Genomic DNA, 17,301 nt, shown 5'->3' on the forward strand with positions numbered 1-17,301 from the left:
TTCACGCCTGCAATGACTCGTTGTCTTCAACGCCGCTTTCAAGCAGATTCAGGGCGCGCCGCAGCATGGTGCTGGAGGTGTGAACGGTGTAGGGGAAGTACACGACGTCGACGCCGAGCGCCAGCATGCCGGCTTCGAGGCGGTTTCCCTTTTCTGTTCCGCGCCAATCATCGCCTTTGAAAATTACATGGAATCCAACGGCACGCCAGGCATCGACTTTGTCCGGGTAGTTGTCTACGACCACCTCATCGACAAGCCGGATATTACGGACGATCTCGAGCCGTTCATGAAGGGGCACGACAGGCTCTTTGTTCTTCATGAGCAGTGTCGCTTCAGTGGAGACCACTCCGGCGACCAGATAGTCGCAGTGCAACCGCGCATGTTTGAGCAGGTTGAGGTGCCCGACATGGAAAAGATCGTAGACACCCGATGCATAGCCGATACGAACAGTCACAACGAACTCGATTCTTCACGAATGCCGAATAGGTCATAGGCACCGGCCGGCCGTCGAGGCGCTGGGCTGGTCCCCCCAATTCCATGCTGAGGGTGTTATTGCCTGACGCAAAGCACTTTAGGGAGAAACGCGTGGGCGGGCGGCTAAAGCAGGTAGCGGGGCTAGTAAGACAAGTAGGAGGGGTGGAAAAGCTAGTAGGAGCAACCGTTCCCGCCCTTGGCCTTTGCTGATTTGATCTTGGTAGCTTCAGCCCTGAAGTTCATGATTACGTAACCGGGGGGGACTCCATGCGTCAAAAAATCCCAGCTGTTCTAGCGGGTATTGCGCTAGCGGTGGCGCCGTTAATTGCCACCAGCAGCTCCGCGCTCGCTCTATCTCCGGGAGTTGCGTTTTCCGCCAACGCCCTCCCGACTTGGCAGACAAACGGCGTTGCCTGGACCATGGCCCAGTCAAACGGTGTTGTCTACGCCGGCGGAACTTTCACCCAGATCCGGCCTCCTGGCACCGCTGCCGGTAGCACCCAGTCAAGAAATGCGGTGAACTTCGCGGCCTTCGACGCGTTCACCGGCAACCCAACTTCCTGCGCCTTGTCCGTGACGGGCGGCACAGGTACAACCGTTCGTGCCCTGGCGGTAACGCCGGACGGCAGCCGGCTCTATGTGGGCGGTCTGTTTGGGGCCATCAACGGCGTCAACACCACCCGCATCGCTGCCGTTAAGCTTCCTGGCTGCACGGTAGACACGACCTTCCGGCCGGCAATCGTCTCGGCGACGGTCCGGACAATCGAGGCCACGAACACCGCCGTCTATTTCGGTGGCGACTTCCAAACGGTCGGGTCCGAGGCCCGTAGCCGCTACGCGGCCATGGACTCAAACGGCGGGCTCCTGCCGTGGGCGCCGGCCGTCAACGCGTCGGCTCGAGCGCTGACTGTTCCCGCCGGCCGCAACGTCGTCGTTCTGGGCGGCGATTTCGCAACTGTGAACGGCGTTGCCTCGCAGTCGATCGCCGTCGTCGACGCAACCACCGGCGCGAACGTGCGGACTTACGGCAGCTCGTTCATTTCACGCACGTCGTTCACGAAGTCCATTGTCAACGATGGGCAGAACTTCTACATCGGCAACGAGGGCACCGGGGGCGGCGTCTTCGACGGGCGGGCACGATTTAGCCTTGATACGTATGACCAGGTGTGGAGGGACACCTGCCTCGGAGCCACCCAGGCGGTGGACGTCTACGGCGGTGTCCTCTACGCCGCCAGCCACGAGCACGACTGCTCGACCATGAATGAAATGGCAGACGGCGTCCGGCAGCACCTGACTGCGCAGAGCGTAAACGCCCCGGCACCACAACTGGGGTGGAGCCCTGACACCAACGACGGTATTGGTGAGGGCATTGGTCCGAGGGCCATCGTCCACACGAATCGGGGTTCGGGCGACATGCTCTGGGTCGCCGGCGAATTCACCACCACCAACGGCGCCGCCCAGCAGGGCCTGACCAGGTTCGGCCCCGGCCCGGGAACTGTGGCACCTTCCTCGCCCAGCAACGTCAGCGCGGAAAGCGTCAAGGCCGGCGAAAACCAGATCCGGTGGCGGGCCAGCCTCGACAACGATGACTCGGGGCTGACCTACAGCGTCTACCGGAACGGCTCGACGACACCGCTGGGAACTGTCAACGCCAACTCGCTGTGGTGGTCGACCGGCCAGGTGTCCTTCACGGACAAGACAGCCGTACCCGGAACGCAGTACAGCTACCGCGTCCGGGCGACTGACGGCACCAATACCGGTCCGCTCTCGGCCTCGGTGGCCGTCACAACAGCACGGAACACCGCAGCCTACCCGGCCGCTGTCCTTGGGGCAGGTGCCAGCACGTACTGGCGGCTTGACGGCAACGGTCCGACGGTCGGCGCCGACAGCTCTGCGGGCAACAACCTGGAACTGAGCTATGGCGGACCGGCATTTGCCGGCGACACAGGAGCCATTGCCAATGACACCAGCCGCTCGACGACGTTCAACGGCACGGGCGCATACGCCTACGGCCAGAATCGGGGCAATGCGCCCACCGTCTACAGCGCGGAGGTCTGGTTCAAGACGAACACGACCAGGGGCGGGAAGATCTTCGGCTTCGGCAATGGCCAGCCGAACCGGCACGGTACCAATCCCGGACTCAGCAGCAGTTACGACCGGAACCTCTACATGACGAACGCGGGCACGCTGATCTTCGGTGTCTATGTCAACGGCACAAGGACGGTCAGCACGGCTCTGCCCTACAACGACAACGCCTGGCACCACGCGGTGGCGACGCAGGGCAGCGACGGCATGCGGCTGTACGTTGACGGAACCCAGATCGGCGCGCTGCCGAATCAGACTGCAGCGCAAAGCTACTGGGGTTCGTGGAAGATTGGCGGAGACCAGCTGAACAGCTGGCCGTTGCGGCCCTTGAGCAACTACTTCGCCGGCTCCATCGACGAGTTCGCCGTGTACCCGACGGTACTTTCGGCAGCGCAGGTCACCGACCACTTCAACATCGGCAAGGGAATAGGACAGCCGATCCCCGACACACAAGCTCCCGCGGCCGTGACAGGAGTTGCGGCCGCGGTACATGCCAGTGATGTGGCGGTTTCCTGGAACGAAACCACTGACAACGTCGGAGTTACTGAGTACCAGGTCCACCGTTCCGATACCAGCGGGTTCACCCCGTCAGCTGCCACCCTCGTCGCTACCGTGAACGGGAGCACGCTCAGCTGGACCGACGCGGGCCGCCCGGCCGGAACGTCGTACTACCAGGTTCTCGCCGCCGACGAGGCCGCCAATGTAAGCGGCCCGTCCAACGAAGCCTCCGCAACGGTGGTTCCGTTACCGCAGCCGGTCTCGCTCACGCTGACACCGACCGCCGACACCTACGTGAACGCGGGAGCGCCGAATACCGCAACAGGGTCCTTCACGACCCTGGCCACCAGGGGTACGTCGGCCTACATCACCTACATGAGGTTCAATGCGTCCTCGCAGGTTCCTGCGGGCCAGCACCTCGTGTCGGCGACCTTGAGGTTCTCAACTACGGCGGATTCGTTTGCAGGGTCCGCCGATCCGCAGCAGACGGTGGCGATGGCCGGTGACTGGTCCGAGGCGACGACGACCTACAACAACCGCCCGCAAACCAGCAGCACCTTGCTGGGAACGCTGGACGGTCCGACGGCACCGAACGCGTCGTACTCCATTTCACTCGACGCGGCCGCAATCTCGGCAGCACTCGCAGGTGACATCAACTTCTCGATGCAGAGCGCAGGAACCGACAACATGTGGTTCTTCTCGCGGGAAGCCACTGCTGTCAAACGTCCGGCCCTGGTCCTGAACTTCGAGCCGAATCCCTAGGTAAGAATAGCTCTCGAAAGAAAACATCCCATGTATAACGGTCTCTCGAAATCCCTGGGAACGGTGCTTCTGGCGGCTGCGGTCTTCGCAGCCGCCGGTTGCACCTCCCCCGGAAACCCAAACGCCACGTCCACGTCCGCCAACTCATCCTCCCCGGCCGCCTCAGCTTCTGAGGCTGCGGCCGCTCCCCGGGGGTCTTCCCCCTCGGCTCCCGCCACGGGAGCCAAGACAGCGGCACCTGCTGCTACCCCCACCTCCTCCGGCGAGGCGCAAGCCCCGCAGGCTGCACCGGAGCCCACCTTTGCGCCTCCCGAGCAGCGGTATCTCTCATCACGGGTCCCCCAGGGCACCGACCCGAACGCGGTCCTTCAAGTCGGACAGGAAAGCTGCACCCAATTGGAAAACGTGAAAGCCACGGACCAGAAGGCCGTGGTGTCCCACCTGATCGAGAAGGTGGACGCGGAGGTGGTCGCTGCCATTACTGATCTCTGTCCCGGGCTCCAGCCTGAGCTCGATGCCGCCCGCCGCGGCTTCACCGACGGCGACTTCACCATCGGTGCGGCAGCGCCCAAGGAAGGCGGCGGGTCAATCTCCGCGGGTAAGTACGAGGCATGGAATCCCTCTCCGAGCTGCACACTGGTGGCCTACGATGCAGCAGGCGGGGCGATTGCGCAATCGAACGGTACGTCGGCCTTCACCATCCCGGCCGGCACGGCCCGCGTCGTGTCGGATGGATGCTACACCTGGCTGGCCGCATGAAACCGCGCCGCTTCGTCTGGAATGCAGCAACCACCGCCCGTGAAAGGACCCGCAATGGACGTCCGTGAACAATTGCTCATATTGCGCCGAAGCTGGCGCCTGATCACTGTCCTGGCGTTGCTGGGAACGATTCTCGCGGGCGTGGCATCCTTGCTTACTCCCACGTCCTACACGGCGTCGACGAGCCTTTTCGTCTCGACGCAGAACTCGGAAACGTCCGCGGAATTGCAACAGGGCAGCGTCTTCGCACTGGCGCGCGTCCAATCGTATGTGGACGTCACCTCGAAACCGACCGTTCTCCAACCTGTCATCGACAAGCTCAATCTCGGCATGACCCCGGAGGCCTTGGCCGCCAAGATCAAGACATCCACCGCACGCAACACGGTGATCATCGAAATCGAAGCCAGGGACGGCTCCGCCCAGCGGAGCGCCGACATCGCCAACGCCGTCGCTGCCAGCCTCATTACGGCTGTCGCTGACCTGGAGCGGCCCACGAACGGAACGCCGACTCCGGTCCGGCTCAGCCCGGTGGATCACGCCACCACGCCGACCGAGCCGTCGAGCCCCAACGCGAAGCTGGACCTTGCCCTGGGCCTTCTGTACGGGCTCGCAGCCGGAATCGCGGCGGCCGTACTGCGCCATGTCCTGGACCGCAACATCCGGACCGAATCGGATTTGCGCAAGATGACTGACCTGCCGCTCCTGGCAGGAATCACCGAACAGACTGCCGGTCGTCTGCCCGGTGCGGCTCCGTCGGTCCTGGGCGGTTCGGGCGCGGAGGCGTTCCGCAAGCTCCGAACGAACCTCCAGTTCGCAGGTGTGAACCGGCCGATGCGCTCGATCGTTGTCACTTCGGCGTCAGCCGGGGAAGGGAAGAGCACGGTCGCGCTGAACCTTGCCGTCACCATCGCCAAGGGCGGCCAGAAGGTCATTCTCGTCGATGCGGATCTTCGTCTTCCTTCAGTTGCTGCAGCGACTGGAATCGAGGGGGGAATCGGCCTCACCACTGTCCTTGTCGGAACGTCCACCCTCGAAGACAGCATCCAGTACTGGTCCGACGACGGCTTGGCATTGCTGGCCTCGGGACCCTTGCCGCCCAATCCCAGTGAACTGCTCGGTTCGGCAGCCATGAGCCGTCTTCTGGAGGAGCTCCAGAAGAAGTTCGACGTGATCGTCGTTGATTCCCCGCCGATCCTCCCCGTCACTGACGCCAGTGTGCTGACCAAGAGCACCGACAGCGTGTTGCTGGTGGTCGGAACGAAGAGGGTGAGTCAACACAGCTTGGCCAAGGCAATTGACCAGCTCAATTTTGTTGACGCCAATATTCTGGGCGTTGTCCAAAACAGGATCCCCCGGCGGGGCCCCGACGCCAACACGGCGTACGTTGCCGGATACGGCGCCGAACATCCCGATCGCATCCCTCCCGTCGACAACCGCGACGACGGTTCCTTCCGCCCCGCCCACGTTCGCCGCGGCAAGTTCGCGAGTGTGGAAACGTAAAGATGACTGCCAGGTTTTCCGGAGCCCTGCCCTTGGTGGGGCTCCTTGGCGGGGCGGCCAGCGACGATCGCCTTCGGTGGCCTCCGTAACTGTTCGGTAAAGGACCCGGAGCCGCCGCGGTACTGGTGGCCCTGGCGAATATCCTGAAGTGGTTAGCTGCAGTTCGGGGGAAGCGGGCTACGCCTATCGCCGTCCGCCGAGCAAGGATTTTTGTGGCATTCGCAGAGTACGACGTCGTTATCCACCGTGACGCCATGAGCGTGTACAACTTCCTCCTGGACCCGGCCCACCTGCCGCTCTGGCGGGAAGGGGTCCGGAGCGTGGAGCTCCTCTCCGGTGCCGCCGGTGCCAAAGGTGCCGTGTACCGGCAGACGGTCGCCGGACCCGGCGGACGACCCGTGGCCGCGGACTTCGAAATCGTCGAAGCCCGGACGGGGGCGGAGATCCAGTACCAGGTCATCGTCGGGCCGGCCCGGCCGCACGGCGGCTACTACCTGAGCACGGAGGGTCCCAGCACCCGCGTCCGGTTCGCCCTGAAGTACGAGCCCAGGGGGTTCGTGGTTCGGATGAGGAACCCCTTCCGCAGGCGGATGAAGGCCGAGGTCTGCCAGCTCGAGCGGCTCAAGTCCCTCCTCGAAGATATGCCCGCCACGGAATAGACAGACCGGTGAAGTAACACTGGGTGGCTGCACCCGCCCGTGAAGCCGGGCAGGGCGCCGTGCGGTATTTTTGAACCTGTGCTGATCTCTGACCGCGACATTCGAACCGAAATTGACTCCCAGCGGATTGTCCTCGAGCCCTTCGACCCCGAGATGGTCCAGCCGTCCTCGGTGGACGTCAGGATCGATAAGTTCTTCCGGCTGTTCGACAACCACAAATACGCCCACATTGACCCGGCCGAGGAGCAGCCCGAGCTGACCCGCCTGGTGGAAGTGGAGTCCGGCGAGCCGTTTATCCTGCACCCGGGGGAGTTCGTCCTTGGCTCCACCTACGAGACCGTGACGCTGCCGGATGACATCGCGGCCCGCCTCGAGGGCAAGTCCTCGCTCGGCCGGCTCGGCCTGCTGACGCACTCGACGGCGGGTTTCATCGACCCCGGGTTCTCCGGCCACGTCACGCTGGAACTGTCCAACATGGCCACGCTGCCCATCAAGCTCTGGCCCGGCATGAAGATCGGCCAGCTGTGCTTCTTCCGGCTGTCCTCGGCGGCGGAGCACCCGTACGGTTCGGGGGAATACGGCAACCGCTACCAGGGCCAGCGCGGCCCCACGGCCAGCCGCAGCCACCTGAATTTCCACCTCACCAACATCTAGCCCCGGGCCGCTACGCCAGGCATCCGGCCAGGCATCCACACCAGGCAGCCGGCGCGGCCGCCGGCGCGGCAACCACGCCAGGCCGCCGGCGCGGCAACCACGCCAGGCCGCCGGCGCGCTGACTCGCAGCGGGGGCAGCCTTACGCCGGGCCGGAGGTCCGGAACGCGGGCCGCCGCACGGGACGGCGCAGGAGCCGGACCAGCGGCTCCACGAAGCGGGCGGCCAGCGGCCCCGCGATCGCCATGATCAGAACGTAGGCGGTGGCGAGGGCTGCCAGATCCGCGGGCACCACGCCGGAGGCAACGGCCAGGCCGGCGATGACAATCGAGAACTCGCCGCGTGCGATCAGGGCGGCGCCCGCGCGGTAGCGGCCGGGAATGCCAATCCCGGCCCGTTTTGCCGCCCAGTACCCGGTGACCATCTTGGTGGCTGCCGTCACCAGGGCCAGCAGCAGGGCCCAGCCCAGGACCGGGGGGATGGACCGGGGGTCGGTGTTGAGGCCAAAAACCACAAAGAAGAGGGCCGCGAAGAGGTCACGGAGCGGTTCCAGGACACGGGTGGCGCTGTGGGCCGTGGCGCCGGAAATCGCGATGCCGAGCATGAACGCGCCCACGGCCGCCGAAACCTGCATCGCTGCGGCGAGCCCCGCGACCAGAAGCGCCGCGCCCAGCAGGTTGAGCAGGAAAACCTCGGAGTTTTCGCTGTGCACGGCCTTGGACACGTGGTGTCCATGCCGCAGGGCCACCACCAGGACCAGGCTGACGACGGCCAGGGAGATCCCCACCGTCTGCAGCCCCAGCAGGAAGCTGACGCCGGCCAGCGTGGCGGTCAGGACCGGCAGGTACACGGCCATGGCGAGGTCCTCAAAGACCAGGATGGACAGGACCACCGGGGTTTCCCGGTTGCCGATCCGGCCAAGATCCGTGATGACCTTGGCGGCGATGCCGGACGAGGAAATGTAGGTGACGCCCCCCATCACCATGGCCCCCACGACGCCCCATCCCAGCATCAGGGCGAGCCCGGCACCGGGCAGGAAATTGAGCAGCAGGTCCAGGACGCCGGCCTGCCAGGACCGCCGCAGGCCAGTGACGAGCTCGGACGCCGTATATTCCAGGCCAAGCATAAGCAGCAGGAGAATTACGCCGATCTCGCCGGAAAGGTGCGCGAACTCGTGCATGCCTTCGAGCTTGACCAGGCCCCCGGCCCCGAAGAACAGCCCGCCCACCAGATAGAGCGGGATGGGGGACATGCCGATCCGCCCGGCCAGTCTGGCCAGCAGGCCGAGGCAGAAGACGACGGCCCCCAGCTCGATCAGGGTCAGCGCGAGCGGATCCATGCCGCTTATCCGTTGCGCAGGATGCCGGCCGCCGTGTCCAGGCCTTCTTGCGTGCCCACCGCAACGAGGAGGTCACCGGGATGAAGGACGACGTCGGGTCCCGGGGAGGGCAGGACCTCGCCTTCGCGCATGATGGCCACGATCGAGACCCCGCTGCGGGTCCGGATGCAGGCCTTCCCCATCGGCTGGTTCTGGAAGGGGGACTCAGCGCTGATCGAAAACTGGCGCGTGACAATGCCCGGGATTTCCCGGTGGGCTTCCGAGAGCTGCATGGCGATGCGCTGGCCGCCCAAGAGGTTGCCCAGGGCGGCGGCCTCGTCCGCGGTCAGCGGGACGGAGGCCTGGCAGGTGTCAGGATCGTCCCAGGTCGAGACGATGAGTTCCGTCTGGCCCTCGCGATATTCGACCACGCCGATCCGGCGTCCGGAGGCAGTCATAAAGTCCTTGCGCCGGCCGAGGCCGGGGAGGTCCGTCTCATCCACGTTCATAACATCAGCCTAGTGCGCGAACCGGTGATTCGGCCGTCTCAGGACTCGGGGACGACCGCGATTTCGGTCTGGTCCGGGGCCTTGACCGGCAGGAGCACGAGCAGGCCCACGAGCAGCACCACCATGATGCCCAGGATGCCCCAGCGCTGGGCCTCACCGGTGGCCACAAAGGGGGCGGCGGCGGCGATGCACAGCGTGAAGAGGGCAGGGGCGAGGAAGCTCACGGCCCGGCCGGTGGTGGCGTAGAGGCCGAACAGCTCACCGGATTCGCCGTGCGGGGCGAGCCGGGCGAGGTAGGCGCGGGAGGAGGACTGGGCCGGTCCCACGAAGAGGCACAGCAGCAGGCCAAAGACCCAGAACGTGGTGGTCCCGGCCCAGGCCATCCCAACGAACTCGTAACTCCCGTTGCCGAGGACCAGGATCGCGGTACCCGCGACCAGCAGGCCGGCGAGGGACCCGATAATCACGGCCTTCGGCCCGATCCGGTCATCCAGGAAGCCGCCGAGGATGGCGCCGACGGCCGCCACGACATTTCCGAAGATCGCGAAGAAGATGACGTCCTTGAGCTCGAAGCCAAAGGTGCCGGCCGCGATCACCCCGCCAAAGGTGAAAACCGCTGCCAGCCCGTCCCGGAAGATGGCGCTCGCGAGGAGGAAGTAGATCGTGTGCGGGCTGGTCCGGTAGATCGCCTTGATGCGCCGGACGAGCAGGCCGTAGGAGGCGAGGAACCCCAGGCCCGCGCCCCGGTCCGAGCGTGGCAGCTCCGGGACCGCGAACAGCACGGGCAAGGCAAAGACGAGGAACCACAGCGCCGAGAACACCGCCACCAGCCGGATGTTCAGGCTGTCCGCGGTGGAGGCGCCAAACCAGTTCAGGCTGGGCTGGACGAAGAGCTGGAGCACCACCAGCAACGCCACGATGCCACCGAGATACCCCATTCCCCAGCCGAAGCCGCTCACTTTGCCGATGTTCCGCGGGGTGGAGATCTGGGTGAGCATGGCGTTGTAGTTGACCCCGGCAAACTCGAAGAAGACGTTGCCCAGCGCTATGAGCGTGACGCCCAGGATCAGGAAGTCCGGCCGTGGGAAGACAAAGAAGCACAGCCCGGTCAGGACCACGACGGCGGCCGTGTTGACCCCCAGCCACAGTTTCCGCCGGCCGCCCGTGTCCGAGCGCTGCCCGGTGACCGGGGCCAGGAGGGCAACGGCCAACCCGGCGACGGCCAGCGCGGCGCCCAGGACTGCCGAGGCCTGGTCCTCCCCGCCGAATGCCTTGGAGGTCAGGTAGACGGTGAAAACAAACGTTGTCATGACGGCGTTGAAGGCTGACGAGCCCCAGTCCCACGAGGCCCACGCGAGGATCCAGCCCCGGTGCGGGACAGGACTTCCCGATTCCAGTTCCGAGGGGCGCATGTCCTCTGGGGCGGCGGCAGTGTTCATAGCCAGAATCGTAGCCGCCCCGGGGGTCCTCCGAGGGGCAGCCGGCAGCGGGTTTTGCCAGGCAGAGTTTGGCCCCGGCTTCACATTTGCGTCGAATTGTTCAGCGGCCGGTGTCCCAGCCAAAAGAATTTGTACACGCTTGGTAAACTGTCGGCACCGAACCTAACAAATGACCCGCCTGCTCCAACTTGCTGACAATCGACTTTCTGACGTTGCGGAGATACCAGTGATCACAGTCCTTGCCGTGCACTTTGCGGTGGCTGCTGTGGCCCCGCTGCTGTTCCGAAAGTTGGGCAGGAATTCGTTCTTCGCCCTGGCCGCGGTCCCCGCGGCCTCCTTTATCTGGCTGCTGCTGCAGCACGACGCAGTCTATTCAGGTTCTGACGGCGCGATTACCGAAGTGATCCCCTGGATTCCCGGGCTGCAGCTCGAACTCGCGTTCCGGATGGACGCCCTGGCGTGGGTCATGTCCCTGCTGGTGCTGGGCGTGGGTGCGCTGGTGCTGGTCTATTGCGCCCGCTACTTCAAGGACAAGGACGACTACCTCGGCGGTTTCGGCGCCCAGCTCCTGGCCTTCGCCGGGGCGATGTTCGGCCTCGTCACCGCTGATGACCTCCTGCTGCTGTTCATCTTCTGGGAACTGACAACGGTGCTGTCCTACCTGCTGATCGGCTACGCCCGCACCCGGCTGTCCGCGCGGCGCTCGGCGTTGCAGGCACTCGTGGTGACCACCGCCGGCGGCCTGGCCATGCTCGTGGGGCTCATCATGCTCGGTTCGACGGCCGGGACCTACCGGATCCAGGCCATCATGGACCTGGCTCCCACCCTGGTCGCCGGCCCCGCGGGCGGGGCCGTGAACGCCGCCGTCGTCCTCATCCTGATCGGTGCGATCACCAAATCCGCCCTGGTGCCCTTCCACTTCTGGCTCCCGGGCGCGATGGCTGCCCCCACCCCCGTGAGCGCCTACCTGCACGCCGCGGCCATGGTGAAGGCCGGGATCTACCTTGTGGCACGGCTGGCCCCCGGATTCGCGGACACCGCGCCGTGGCTGCCGATCGTGCTCGGCCTGGGCCTGGCCACCATGCTGGTGGGCGGCTACCGGGCCCTCCGGCAGACCGACATCAAGCTCATCCTCGCCTATGGCACCGTGAGCCAGCTGGGCTTCATGACCATGGTGGTGGGCCTCGGCACCCCCGACGCGGCCCTCGCCGGAATAGCCCTGCTCCTGGCGCACGGGCTGTTCAAGGCCACGCTCTTCCTGGTGGTGGGCATCATCGACCACCAGTCCGGGACCCGGGACATCCGCGAGCTCTCCGGCGTCTACGGCTCGGCCAGGGCACTGGCGGTCGTAGCGGCGATCGGCGCGGCCTCGATGGCGGGCGTGCCCCCGCTGGCCGGCTTCGTCGCCAAGGAATCGGTGTTCGAGGCCTTCCTTCAATACAAGACGGAGACCGGGACAGGGCCCTGGCTGCTGGCGGGGGTGGTCCTGGGCTCCATCCTGACCTTCGCCTACAGCGCCCGGTTCATGTGGGGCGCCTTCGCCCTCAAACCCGGTGTCGAGCCCACGACCTTCAAACCGGTCAAACCCGCCTTCCTCGCCGCACCGGCGATCCTGAGCCTCCTCACGATCCTTTACGGACTGTGGCCGGCCCCCGTTGATGCCTGGATCCAGCCCTATGCGGAGCTTTTTGTGCACGGCTCCGAGGCCCCGCCCGGGCACCTGGCGCTGTGGCACGGCATCACCCCTGCCCTCGGGCTGACCGCAGTGACGTTCGTCCTGGGCCTGGCCATGTTCTACGGCCGCAATGCCGTGGCCCGGCTGCAGGCGCTGGTGCCGGGCTGGATCGACAGCGACCGTGCGTACCAGCAAACCATCGGCGCCCTGGACGACACCGCGGTCTGGGTCACCGGCCGGACCCAGCGGGGTTCGCTGTTCTTCTACCTGTCCGTCATCCTGACCGTGGCCTTCGTCCTGCCGCTGACGGCGCTGCTGCTGGCCAACAAACCCCTGCCGCCAGGCCTCTATGTCATCGATCCCGGCTCGCCGCTGCAGTTGGTGGCCGGCGCCGGGATCGTGATCGGGGCGCTGGCAGCGGTGCGCGCCAACAAGCGGTTCCTTGCCGTCCTGATGGTGTCCGTCACCGGCTACGGGATTGCCATGATGTTCGCCCTGCAGGGAGCCCCGGACCTTGCCCTGACCCAGATGCTCGTCGAAACCATGATCCTGGTGGCGTTCGTGCTGGCCATGCGGAGCCTTCCGCCGGGGCTGCGGGACCGCACCGGCGGCAAATACCGGGTGATCCGCGTGGTGATCGGCCTGGCATTCGGCGTCACCATGATTTTCGTGGCCATCCACGCCCTCGGCGCCCGGGTGGCACCGCCGGTCTCCCTGCAGTTCCCGCAACTGGCCTATGAGGGCGGCGGCGGCCTCAACGTCGTCAACGTGACCCTGGTGGACATCCGGGCCTGGGACACCTTTGGCGAGATCTCCGTCCTGGCCCTGGCCGCCACCGGCGTGGCCAGCCTCATCTTCGTCCGCGGCCGCGGCGACCGCATCCGGACAGCCGCGACCGTCGAGGAAGGCACGGTGGGCCGGCGGACCGGGGCCAGGGGCAGCAGCAGGGAGGATGCCGCCCTGGCGATGAACCGGCGGTTCGCTGCCGCCACGCGTGACGCCTGGCTGGTGGCCGGCCGGACCCTGGCCCCCGAACGCCGCTCGATCATTTTCGAGGTGGTCACCCGGCTCATCTTCCACTCGATGATCGTGTTCTCCATTTATCTGCTGCTCGCCGGCCACAACCTGCCCGGTGGCGGCTTCGCCGGCGGCCTCACCGCCGGCCTCGCCCTGACCATCCGCTACCTGGCCGGCGGCCGCTTCGAACTCCGCGAAGCCACCCCCGTCGGCGCCGGCACCTTGCTGGGGATCGGACTGGCCACGGCGGCGGCCGCCGGAATGACGCCGTTGCTGCTGGGCGGCCAGGTGTTCCAGAGCGCCATCGTGGAGCTGTGGCTCCCCGTCTTCGGCGACATCAAGTTCGTCACCTCGACCATCTTCGACATCGGTGTCTACGTCGTGGTCGTCGGGCTCGCCCTGGACGTGCTGCGCAGCCTCGGTGCGGAGATCGACGAGCACTTCGAAGAACAACCCGAGCCGTCCGAAGAGGTGACCGCCGAAGAGGCGCGTTCCGAAGAGGACGACGCCGGAGTCCCCGGCGGAGTCCCCGCCGAGGCGGATGACGCCGAAACCACCGCCAAGGGGAGAACATGAGCGTCAACCTGACCCTGCTGACGGTCATGGGCGCCCTCTACGCCTGTGGCATCTACCTGCTCCTGGAACGCAGCCTCACCCGGGTCCTGCTGGGCCTCATGCTGCTGGCCAACGCCACCAACCTGCTGATCCTCGCCACCGGCGGCTACTCCGGCCTGGCGCCGCTCTTCGACAAGGACACCGCGGCGGGGGACTATAACGACCCCCTGCCGCAGGCCCTGATCCTGACCTCGATCGTGATCTCCTTCGCCGTCACGGCGTTCATGCTGGGCATCATCTACCGCACCTGGGTCCTGGCCCGCCAGGATGAAATCCAGGACGACGCCGAGGACCGCCGCGTCGCGCAGACGCCAAGCTTCGATGCCGAGGACGACTCCGTGATCCCGGTCGAGACTTCAGAGTTCCCGCTGGCCACGGTCATGTCCGGTGACCGCGCCGTGCGGGCCGACAAGGCCGCCTCTGAAGAACAGCCCGGTTCCCTCAACGTTGACCCCAGCCCGGAAGGAGGCGGAGAGTGAACATCACCAGCCTTGCCCCGCTCGCCGTCGTACTCCCCATCCTGGGCGCCGCCCTGACGTTCCTGCTCATCCATCACCCCCGGGTCCAGCGCGCGGTCAGCATCGCCGTGCTGACCCTGACCCTGCTGCTGGAATGCTGGCTGCTGGCCTCCGTCTGGGATGGCGGGACGGCCGCGGTGAACATCGGCGGCTGGCTGCCGCCCTGGGGCGTCGTGCTGGTGGTGGACCAGTTCTCCTCGCTCATGCTCGTGGTGTCCTCGGCCGTGAGCCTCGCGGTGCTGATCTACGCAACGGGACAGGGCATGGCCGACGGCGACCGCGACGCGCCGGTCTCGATCTTCCACCCGACCTACCTGATCCTCGTAGCCGGGGTGTCCAACGCCTTCCTCACCGGGGACCTGTTCAACCTCTACGTCGGCTTCGAGATCCTGCTGACGGCCAGCTACGTGCTCATCACCCTCGGCGGGACAGGCCCGCGCATCCGGGCCGGCGTGACCTACGTGGTGGTCTCCGTCGTGTCCTCAGTGCTGTTCCTGATCGCGATCGCCATGATCTACGGTGCCACCGGAACCATCAACATGGCGGACCTCGCCATCAAGCTCGGGGAACTCGACCAGGGCACGCGGACGCTGCTGCACGTCATGCTGCTGGTGGCCTTCGGCATCAAGGCCGCCGTGTTCCCGCTGTCCTTCTGGCTCCCTGACTCGTACCCCACCGCGCCGGCCCCGGTCACGGCGGTGTTTGCCGGGCTGCTCACCAAGGTGGGCGTCTATGCGATGGTCCGCACGGAAACGCTGCTCTTCCCGGGGGATGCGCTCAACGGCCCGCTCATGGTCGCCGCGCTGCTGACCATGGTCGTTGGCATCCTCGGCGCCCTGGCCCAAAGCGACATCAAGAGGCTCCTGTCCTTCACGCTGGTCAGCCATATTGGCTACATGGTGTTCGGCCTGGCCATGTCCACGGTGGCCGGCCTGGGCGCCGCGGTGTTCTACGTGGCCCACCACATCACCGTCCAGACCAGCCTGTTCCTGGTGACCGGCCTGATTGAACGCCGTGGCGGCAGCTCGTCCGTGGACCGCGTGGCGGGGCTGGCCAAGCTCTCCCCGGTCTTGGGGGTCCTGTTCTTCATTCCCGCCATGAACCTCGCCGGAATCCCGCCGTTCTCGGGTTTCCTGGGCAAGCTGGGGCTGCTTCAGGCAGGCGTGGAACTGGGAACGCCGCTGGCCTACGCCCTGGTGATCGGCGGCGTGCTGACGAGCCTGCTGACCCTGCTGGCGATCGCGAGGGTCTGGAACCGGGCGTTCTGGCGCAAGCCCGAGGACGCCGAACACCCCGATCCGGTGCTCCTGGCAGCGCCGGCCGACTCCGCCACAGGTGACCGGGCCGGCAAGACGAATGTGACCCTGCTGCCCCGCACCATGGTGGGCTCCACCCTTGGCCTGGTGGTTTTTGGGGTGGCCCTGACCGTCTTTGCCGGACCGCTGTTCAGGGTGGCAGACCAGTCCGCCCAGGAGATGCTGGACCGGACCTCCTACATCCATGCCGTGCTCGGCCAGGACGCGCCCGTGCCGCCGGTGCCTCCGTCGGTCCATCCGGTGCAGATCCAGGAGGGCAGCGGGAAATGAACCGGAAAAGGATCTCCCTGCGCCAGGAACTGCCGCTGCTGGTGTGGCTCGTCTTTGTCTGGGGCGCACTCTGGCAGAACTTCAGCCCGGGCAATCTCCTCTTCGGAGCCCTCATCGCGGTGCTCGTGGCGCGCATTTTCTATCTGCCCCCGGTGGAACTCGGCGGCCGCTTCAACGTGCTCCGCGCCGTGCCCTTCGCCCTCGTCTTCCTTGGAAAAGTCGTCGCGGCAAGCTTCCAGGTCATGTACCTGGCCGTGGTCCGCGGCCCGGACGTGGTCAGCGCAATCGTCGCCGTGCCGCTCCGGAGCCATTCGGACCTTCTGGTCACGGCCACCGGGCATGTGATCTCGCTGATTCCCGGGTCCCTCGTGGTGGAGGTGGACAGGTCAACGTCCACGCTCTACATCCACGGCATCAACGTCCGCAATGCCGAGGACGCGGCCAAGCTGCGCAAAGAGGTCCGGGACACCGAGGCCGGGCTGATCCGGATCATGGGGACCAGAGACGAACTTTCCGCACTGACACAGGAGATCGCCGCATGATGCAGACAGTCCTGACGGTGACCGCCGTCGTCCTGTCCCTGGCCGCTGCGGGGGCGATCGTCCGGATCGCGCGGGGGCCCTCGCTGCTGGACCGGGTTCTCGCCGCCGACGTGCTGCTGGCCATCTTCGGCGCAGCCCTGTGCATCGACATGGCCGCCAACCGGCACCTCAACAACCTCATGCTGCTCGTTGCGATTTCGCTGATCGGTTTCGTCGGCTCGGTCACCGTGGCCCGGTTCGTGGCCGACAGGCGGGAGGGCGTCCGTGAATCCTGACACAGTGATCGACGCCGTCTCCGGCGTGTTCATGGTGACCGGTGCCCTGATGTCCCTCGCCGCCGCCATCGGGCTGCTGCGGTTCCCGGACCTCATGAGCAGGATGCACGCGGCCACCAAACCGCAGGTCCTCGGCCTGTTCCTGCTGCTGGCGGCCCTCGGCCTGCAGATGCGCACCTGGTCGGTGTGGCCCGTCCTGCTGGTGGCCTGGCTCTTCCAGCTGCTCACCGTCCCCGTGTCCGCCCACATGGTGGGCCGGGCCGGCTACCGGACCAAGCACCTGCACCCGGAGCTGCTGAGCTCCGACGAGCTTGAGGCCATAGTCCAGAGGGCCGCCCAGAAGGCCGCCCGGCAGGCGGCCACGCACGGGGCGGACGACGACGAAGCCGGCCGCTGAGCCCCTTGGCCGGCGCCGTGG

The 17,301-nt window shown here is 66.2% G+C and carries 15 protein-coding genes; 11 read left to right on the plus strand and 4 right to left on the minus strand.

The genetic code is table 11. The features are described from left to right. Position 1: 1 nt before the first annotated feature. Positions 2-454 (minus strand): adenylyltransferase/cytidyltransferase family protein, encoded by a 453-nt coding sequence (locus C566_RS0109140; RefSeq protein WP_018774030.1) that lies wholly within the window; start codon positions 452-454, stop codon positions 2-4. A gap of 536 nt (positions 455-990) precedes the next feature. On the opposite strand from C566_RS0109140, the gene C566_RS0109145 reads away from it, so the two are divergent. From C566_RS0109145 to dcd, 5 genes are all read left to right on the plus strand, one after another. Continuing rightward, the gene (locus C566_RS0109145; protein ID WP_018774031.1) at positions 991-3,819 is read left to right on the plus strand and encodes a CBM96 family carbohydrate-binding protein; all 2,829 of its coding nucleotides are present in this window, start codon (positions 991-993) and stop codon (positions 3,817-3,819) included. Between the two features lie 396 nt (positions 3,820-4,215). After that, positions 4,216-4,578, plus strand: a complete 363-nt coding sequence (locus C566_RS22100; RefSeq protein WP_018774032.1) for a hypothetical protein — start codon at positions 4,216-4,218, stop codon at positions 4,576-4,578. A gap of 54 nt (positions 4,579-4,632) precedes the next feature. Continuing rightward, on the plus strand, positions 4,633-6,078 hold the full coding sequence (locus C566_RS21225) for a polysaccharide biosynthesis tyrosine autokinase (RefSeq protein ID WP_018774033.1): 1,446 nt from the start codon (positions 4,633-4,635) through the stop codon (positions 6,076-6,078). A 212-nt stretch (positions 6,079-6,290) separates the two neighbouring features. After that, positions 6,291-6,737: an SRPBCC family protein gene (locus C566_RS0109160; RefSeq protein ID WP_018774034.1), complete on the plus strand. Its 447-nt coding sequence runs from the start codon at positions 6,291-6,293 to the stop codon at positions 6,735-6,737. 78 nt (positions 6,738-6,815) lie between these two features. Next, the gene (gene dcd / locus C566_RS0109165) at positions 6,816-7,391 is read left to right on the plus strand and encodes a dCTP deaminase (protein ID WP_018774035.1); all 576 of its coding nucleotides are present in this window, start codon (positions 6,816-6,818) and stop codon (positions 7,389-7,391) included. A 140-nt stretch (positions 7,392-7,531) separates the two neighbouring features. Here dcd and C566_RS0109170 read toward each other — a convergent pair whose 3' ends face one another. The 3 genes from C566_RS0109170 to C566_RS0109180 are packed head-to-tail and all read right to left on the minus strand — an operon-like array spanning position 7,532 to position 10,655. Further along, positions 7,532-8,728, minus strand: a complete 1,197-nt coding sequence (locus C566_RS0109170) for a cation:proton antiporter (RefSeq protein WP_018774036.1) — start codon at positions 8,726-8,728, stop codon at positions 7,532-7,534. Positions 8,729-8,733: 5 nt separating this feature from the next. Then, on the minus strand, positions 8,734-9,216 hold the full coding sequence (locus C566_RS0109175) for a cation:proton antiporter regulatory subunit (RefSeq protein WP_018774037.1): 483 nt from the start codon (positions 9,214-9,216) through the stop codon (positions 8,734-8,736). 38 nt (positions 9,217-9,254) lie between these two features. After that, on the minus strand, positions 9,255-10,655 hold the full coding sequence (locus C566_RS0109180; protein WP_018774038.1) for an MFS transporter: 1,401 nt from the start codon (positions 10,653-10,655) through the stop codon (positions 9,255-9,257). A gap of 226 nt (positions 10,656-10,881) precedes the next feature. On the opposite strand from C566_RS0109180, the gene C566_RS0109185 reads away from it, so the two are divergent. From C566_RS0109185 to mnhG, 6 genes are read left to right on the plus strand one after another with little or no spacing between them, the layout of a single operon-like run. Further along, positions 10,882-13,923 (plus strand): Na+/H+ antiporter subunit A, encoded by a 3,042-nt coding sequence (locus C566_RS0109185; protein WP_018774039.1) that lies wholly within the window; start codon positions 10,882-10,884, stop codon positions 13,921-13,923. After that, complete coding sequence (locus C566_RS0109190; protein ID WP_018774040.1) at positions 13,920-14,441, plus strand: Na(+)/H(+) antiporter subunit C; 522 nt, start codon at positions 13,920-13,922, stop codon at positions 14,439-14,441. The genes C566_RS0109185 and C566_RS0109190 overlap by 4 nt, the downstream gene beginning before the upstream one ends. Then, on the plus strand, positions 14,438-16,066 hold the full coding sequence (locus C566_RS0109195) for a Na+/H+ antiporter subunit D (RefSeq protein ID WP_018774041.1): 1,629 nt from the start codon (positions 14,438-14,440) through the stop codon (positions 16,064-16,066). The genes C566_RS0109190 and C566_RS0109195 overlap by 4 nt, the downstream gene beginning before the upstream one ends. Then, positions 16,063-16,608, plus strand: a complete 546-nt coding sequence (locus C566_RS0109200; RefSeq protein ID WP_018774042.1) for a Na+/H+ antiporter subunit E — start codon at positions 16,063-16,065, stop codon at positions 16,606-16,608. The genes C566_RS0109195 and C566_RS0109200 overlap by 4 nt, the downstream gene beginning before the upstream one ends. Continuing rightward, complete coding sequence (locus C566_RS0109205) at positions 16,605-16,883, plus strand: monovalent cation/H+ antiporter complex subunit F (RefSeq protein WP_018774043.1); 279 nt, start codon at positions 16,605-16,607, stop codon at positions 16,881-16,883. Before C566_RS0109200 ends, C566_RS0109205 begins: the two co-directional genes overlap by 4 nt. Next, positions 16,873-17,280 (plus strand): monovalent cation/H(+) antiporter subunit G, encoded by a 408-nt coding sequence (gene mnhG / locus C566_RS0109210; protein ID WP_269210541.1) that lies wholly within the window; start codon positions 16,873-16,875, stop codon positions 17,278-17,280. The genes C566_RS0109205 and mnhG overlap by 11 nt, the downstream gene beginning before the upstream one ends. Positions 17,281-17,301 lie beyond the last annotated feature (21 nt).

The organism is Arthrobacter sp. 131MFCol6.1 (assembly GCF_000374925.1).
GTDB lineage: Bacteria > Actinomycetota > Actinomycetes > Actinomycetales > Micrococcaceae > Arthrobacter.

Excerpts from the sequence above, each read along its gene's own strand:
- C566_RS0109205 (WP_018774043.1), top strand. The coding sequence starts at position 16,605 with ATGATGCAGACAGTCCTGACGGTGACCGCCGTCGTCCTGTCCCTGGCC.
- C566_RS0109200 (WP_018774042.1), top strand. The coding sequence starts at position 16,063 with ATGAACCGGAAAAGGATCTCCCTGCGCCAGGAACTGCCGCTGCTGGTG.
- C566_RS0109180 (WP_018774038.1), bottom strand. The coding sequence starts at position 10,655 with ATGAACACTGCCGCCGCCCCAGAGGACATGCGCCCCTCGGAACTGGAA.
- C566_RS0109170 (WP_018774036.1), bottom strand. The coding sequence starts at position 8,728 with ATGGATCCGCTCGCGCTGACCCTGATCGAGCTGGGGGCCGTCGTCTTC.
- C566_RS0109175 (WP_018774037.1), bottom strand. The coding sequence starts at position 9,216 with ATGAACGTGGATGAGACGGACCTCCCCGGCCTCGGCCGGCGCAAGGAC.
- C566_RS0109190 (WP_018774040.1), top strand. The coding sequence starts at position 13,920 with ATGAGCGTCAACCTGACCCTGCTGACGGTCATGGGCGCCCTCTACGCC.
- C566_RS21225 (WP_018774033.1), top strand. The coding sequence starts at position 4,633 with ATGGACGTCCGTGAACAATTGCTCATATTGCGCCGAAGCTGGCGCCTG.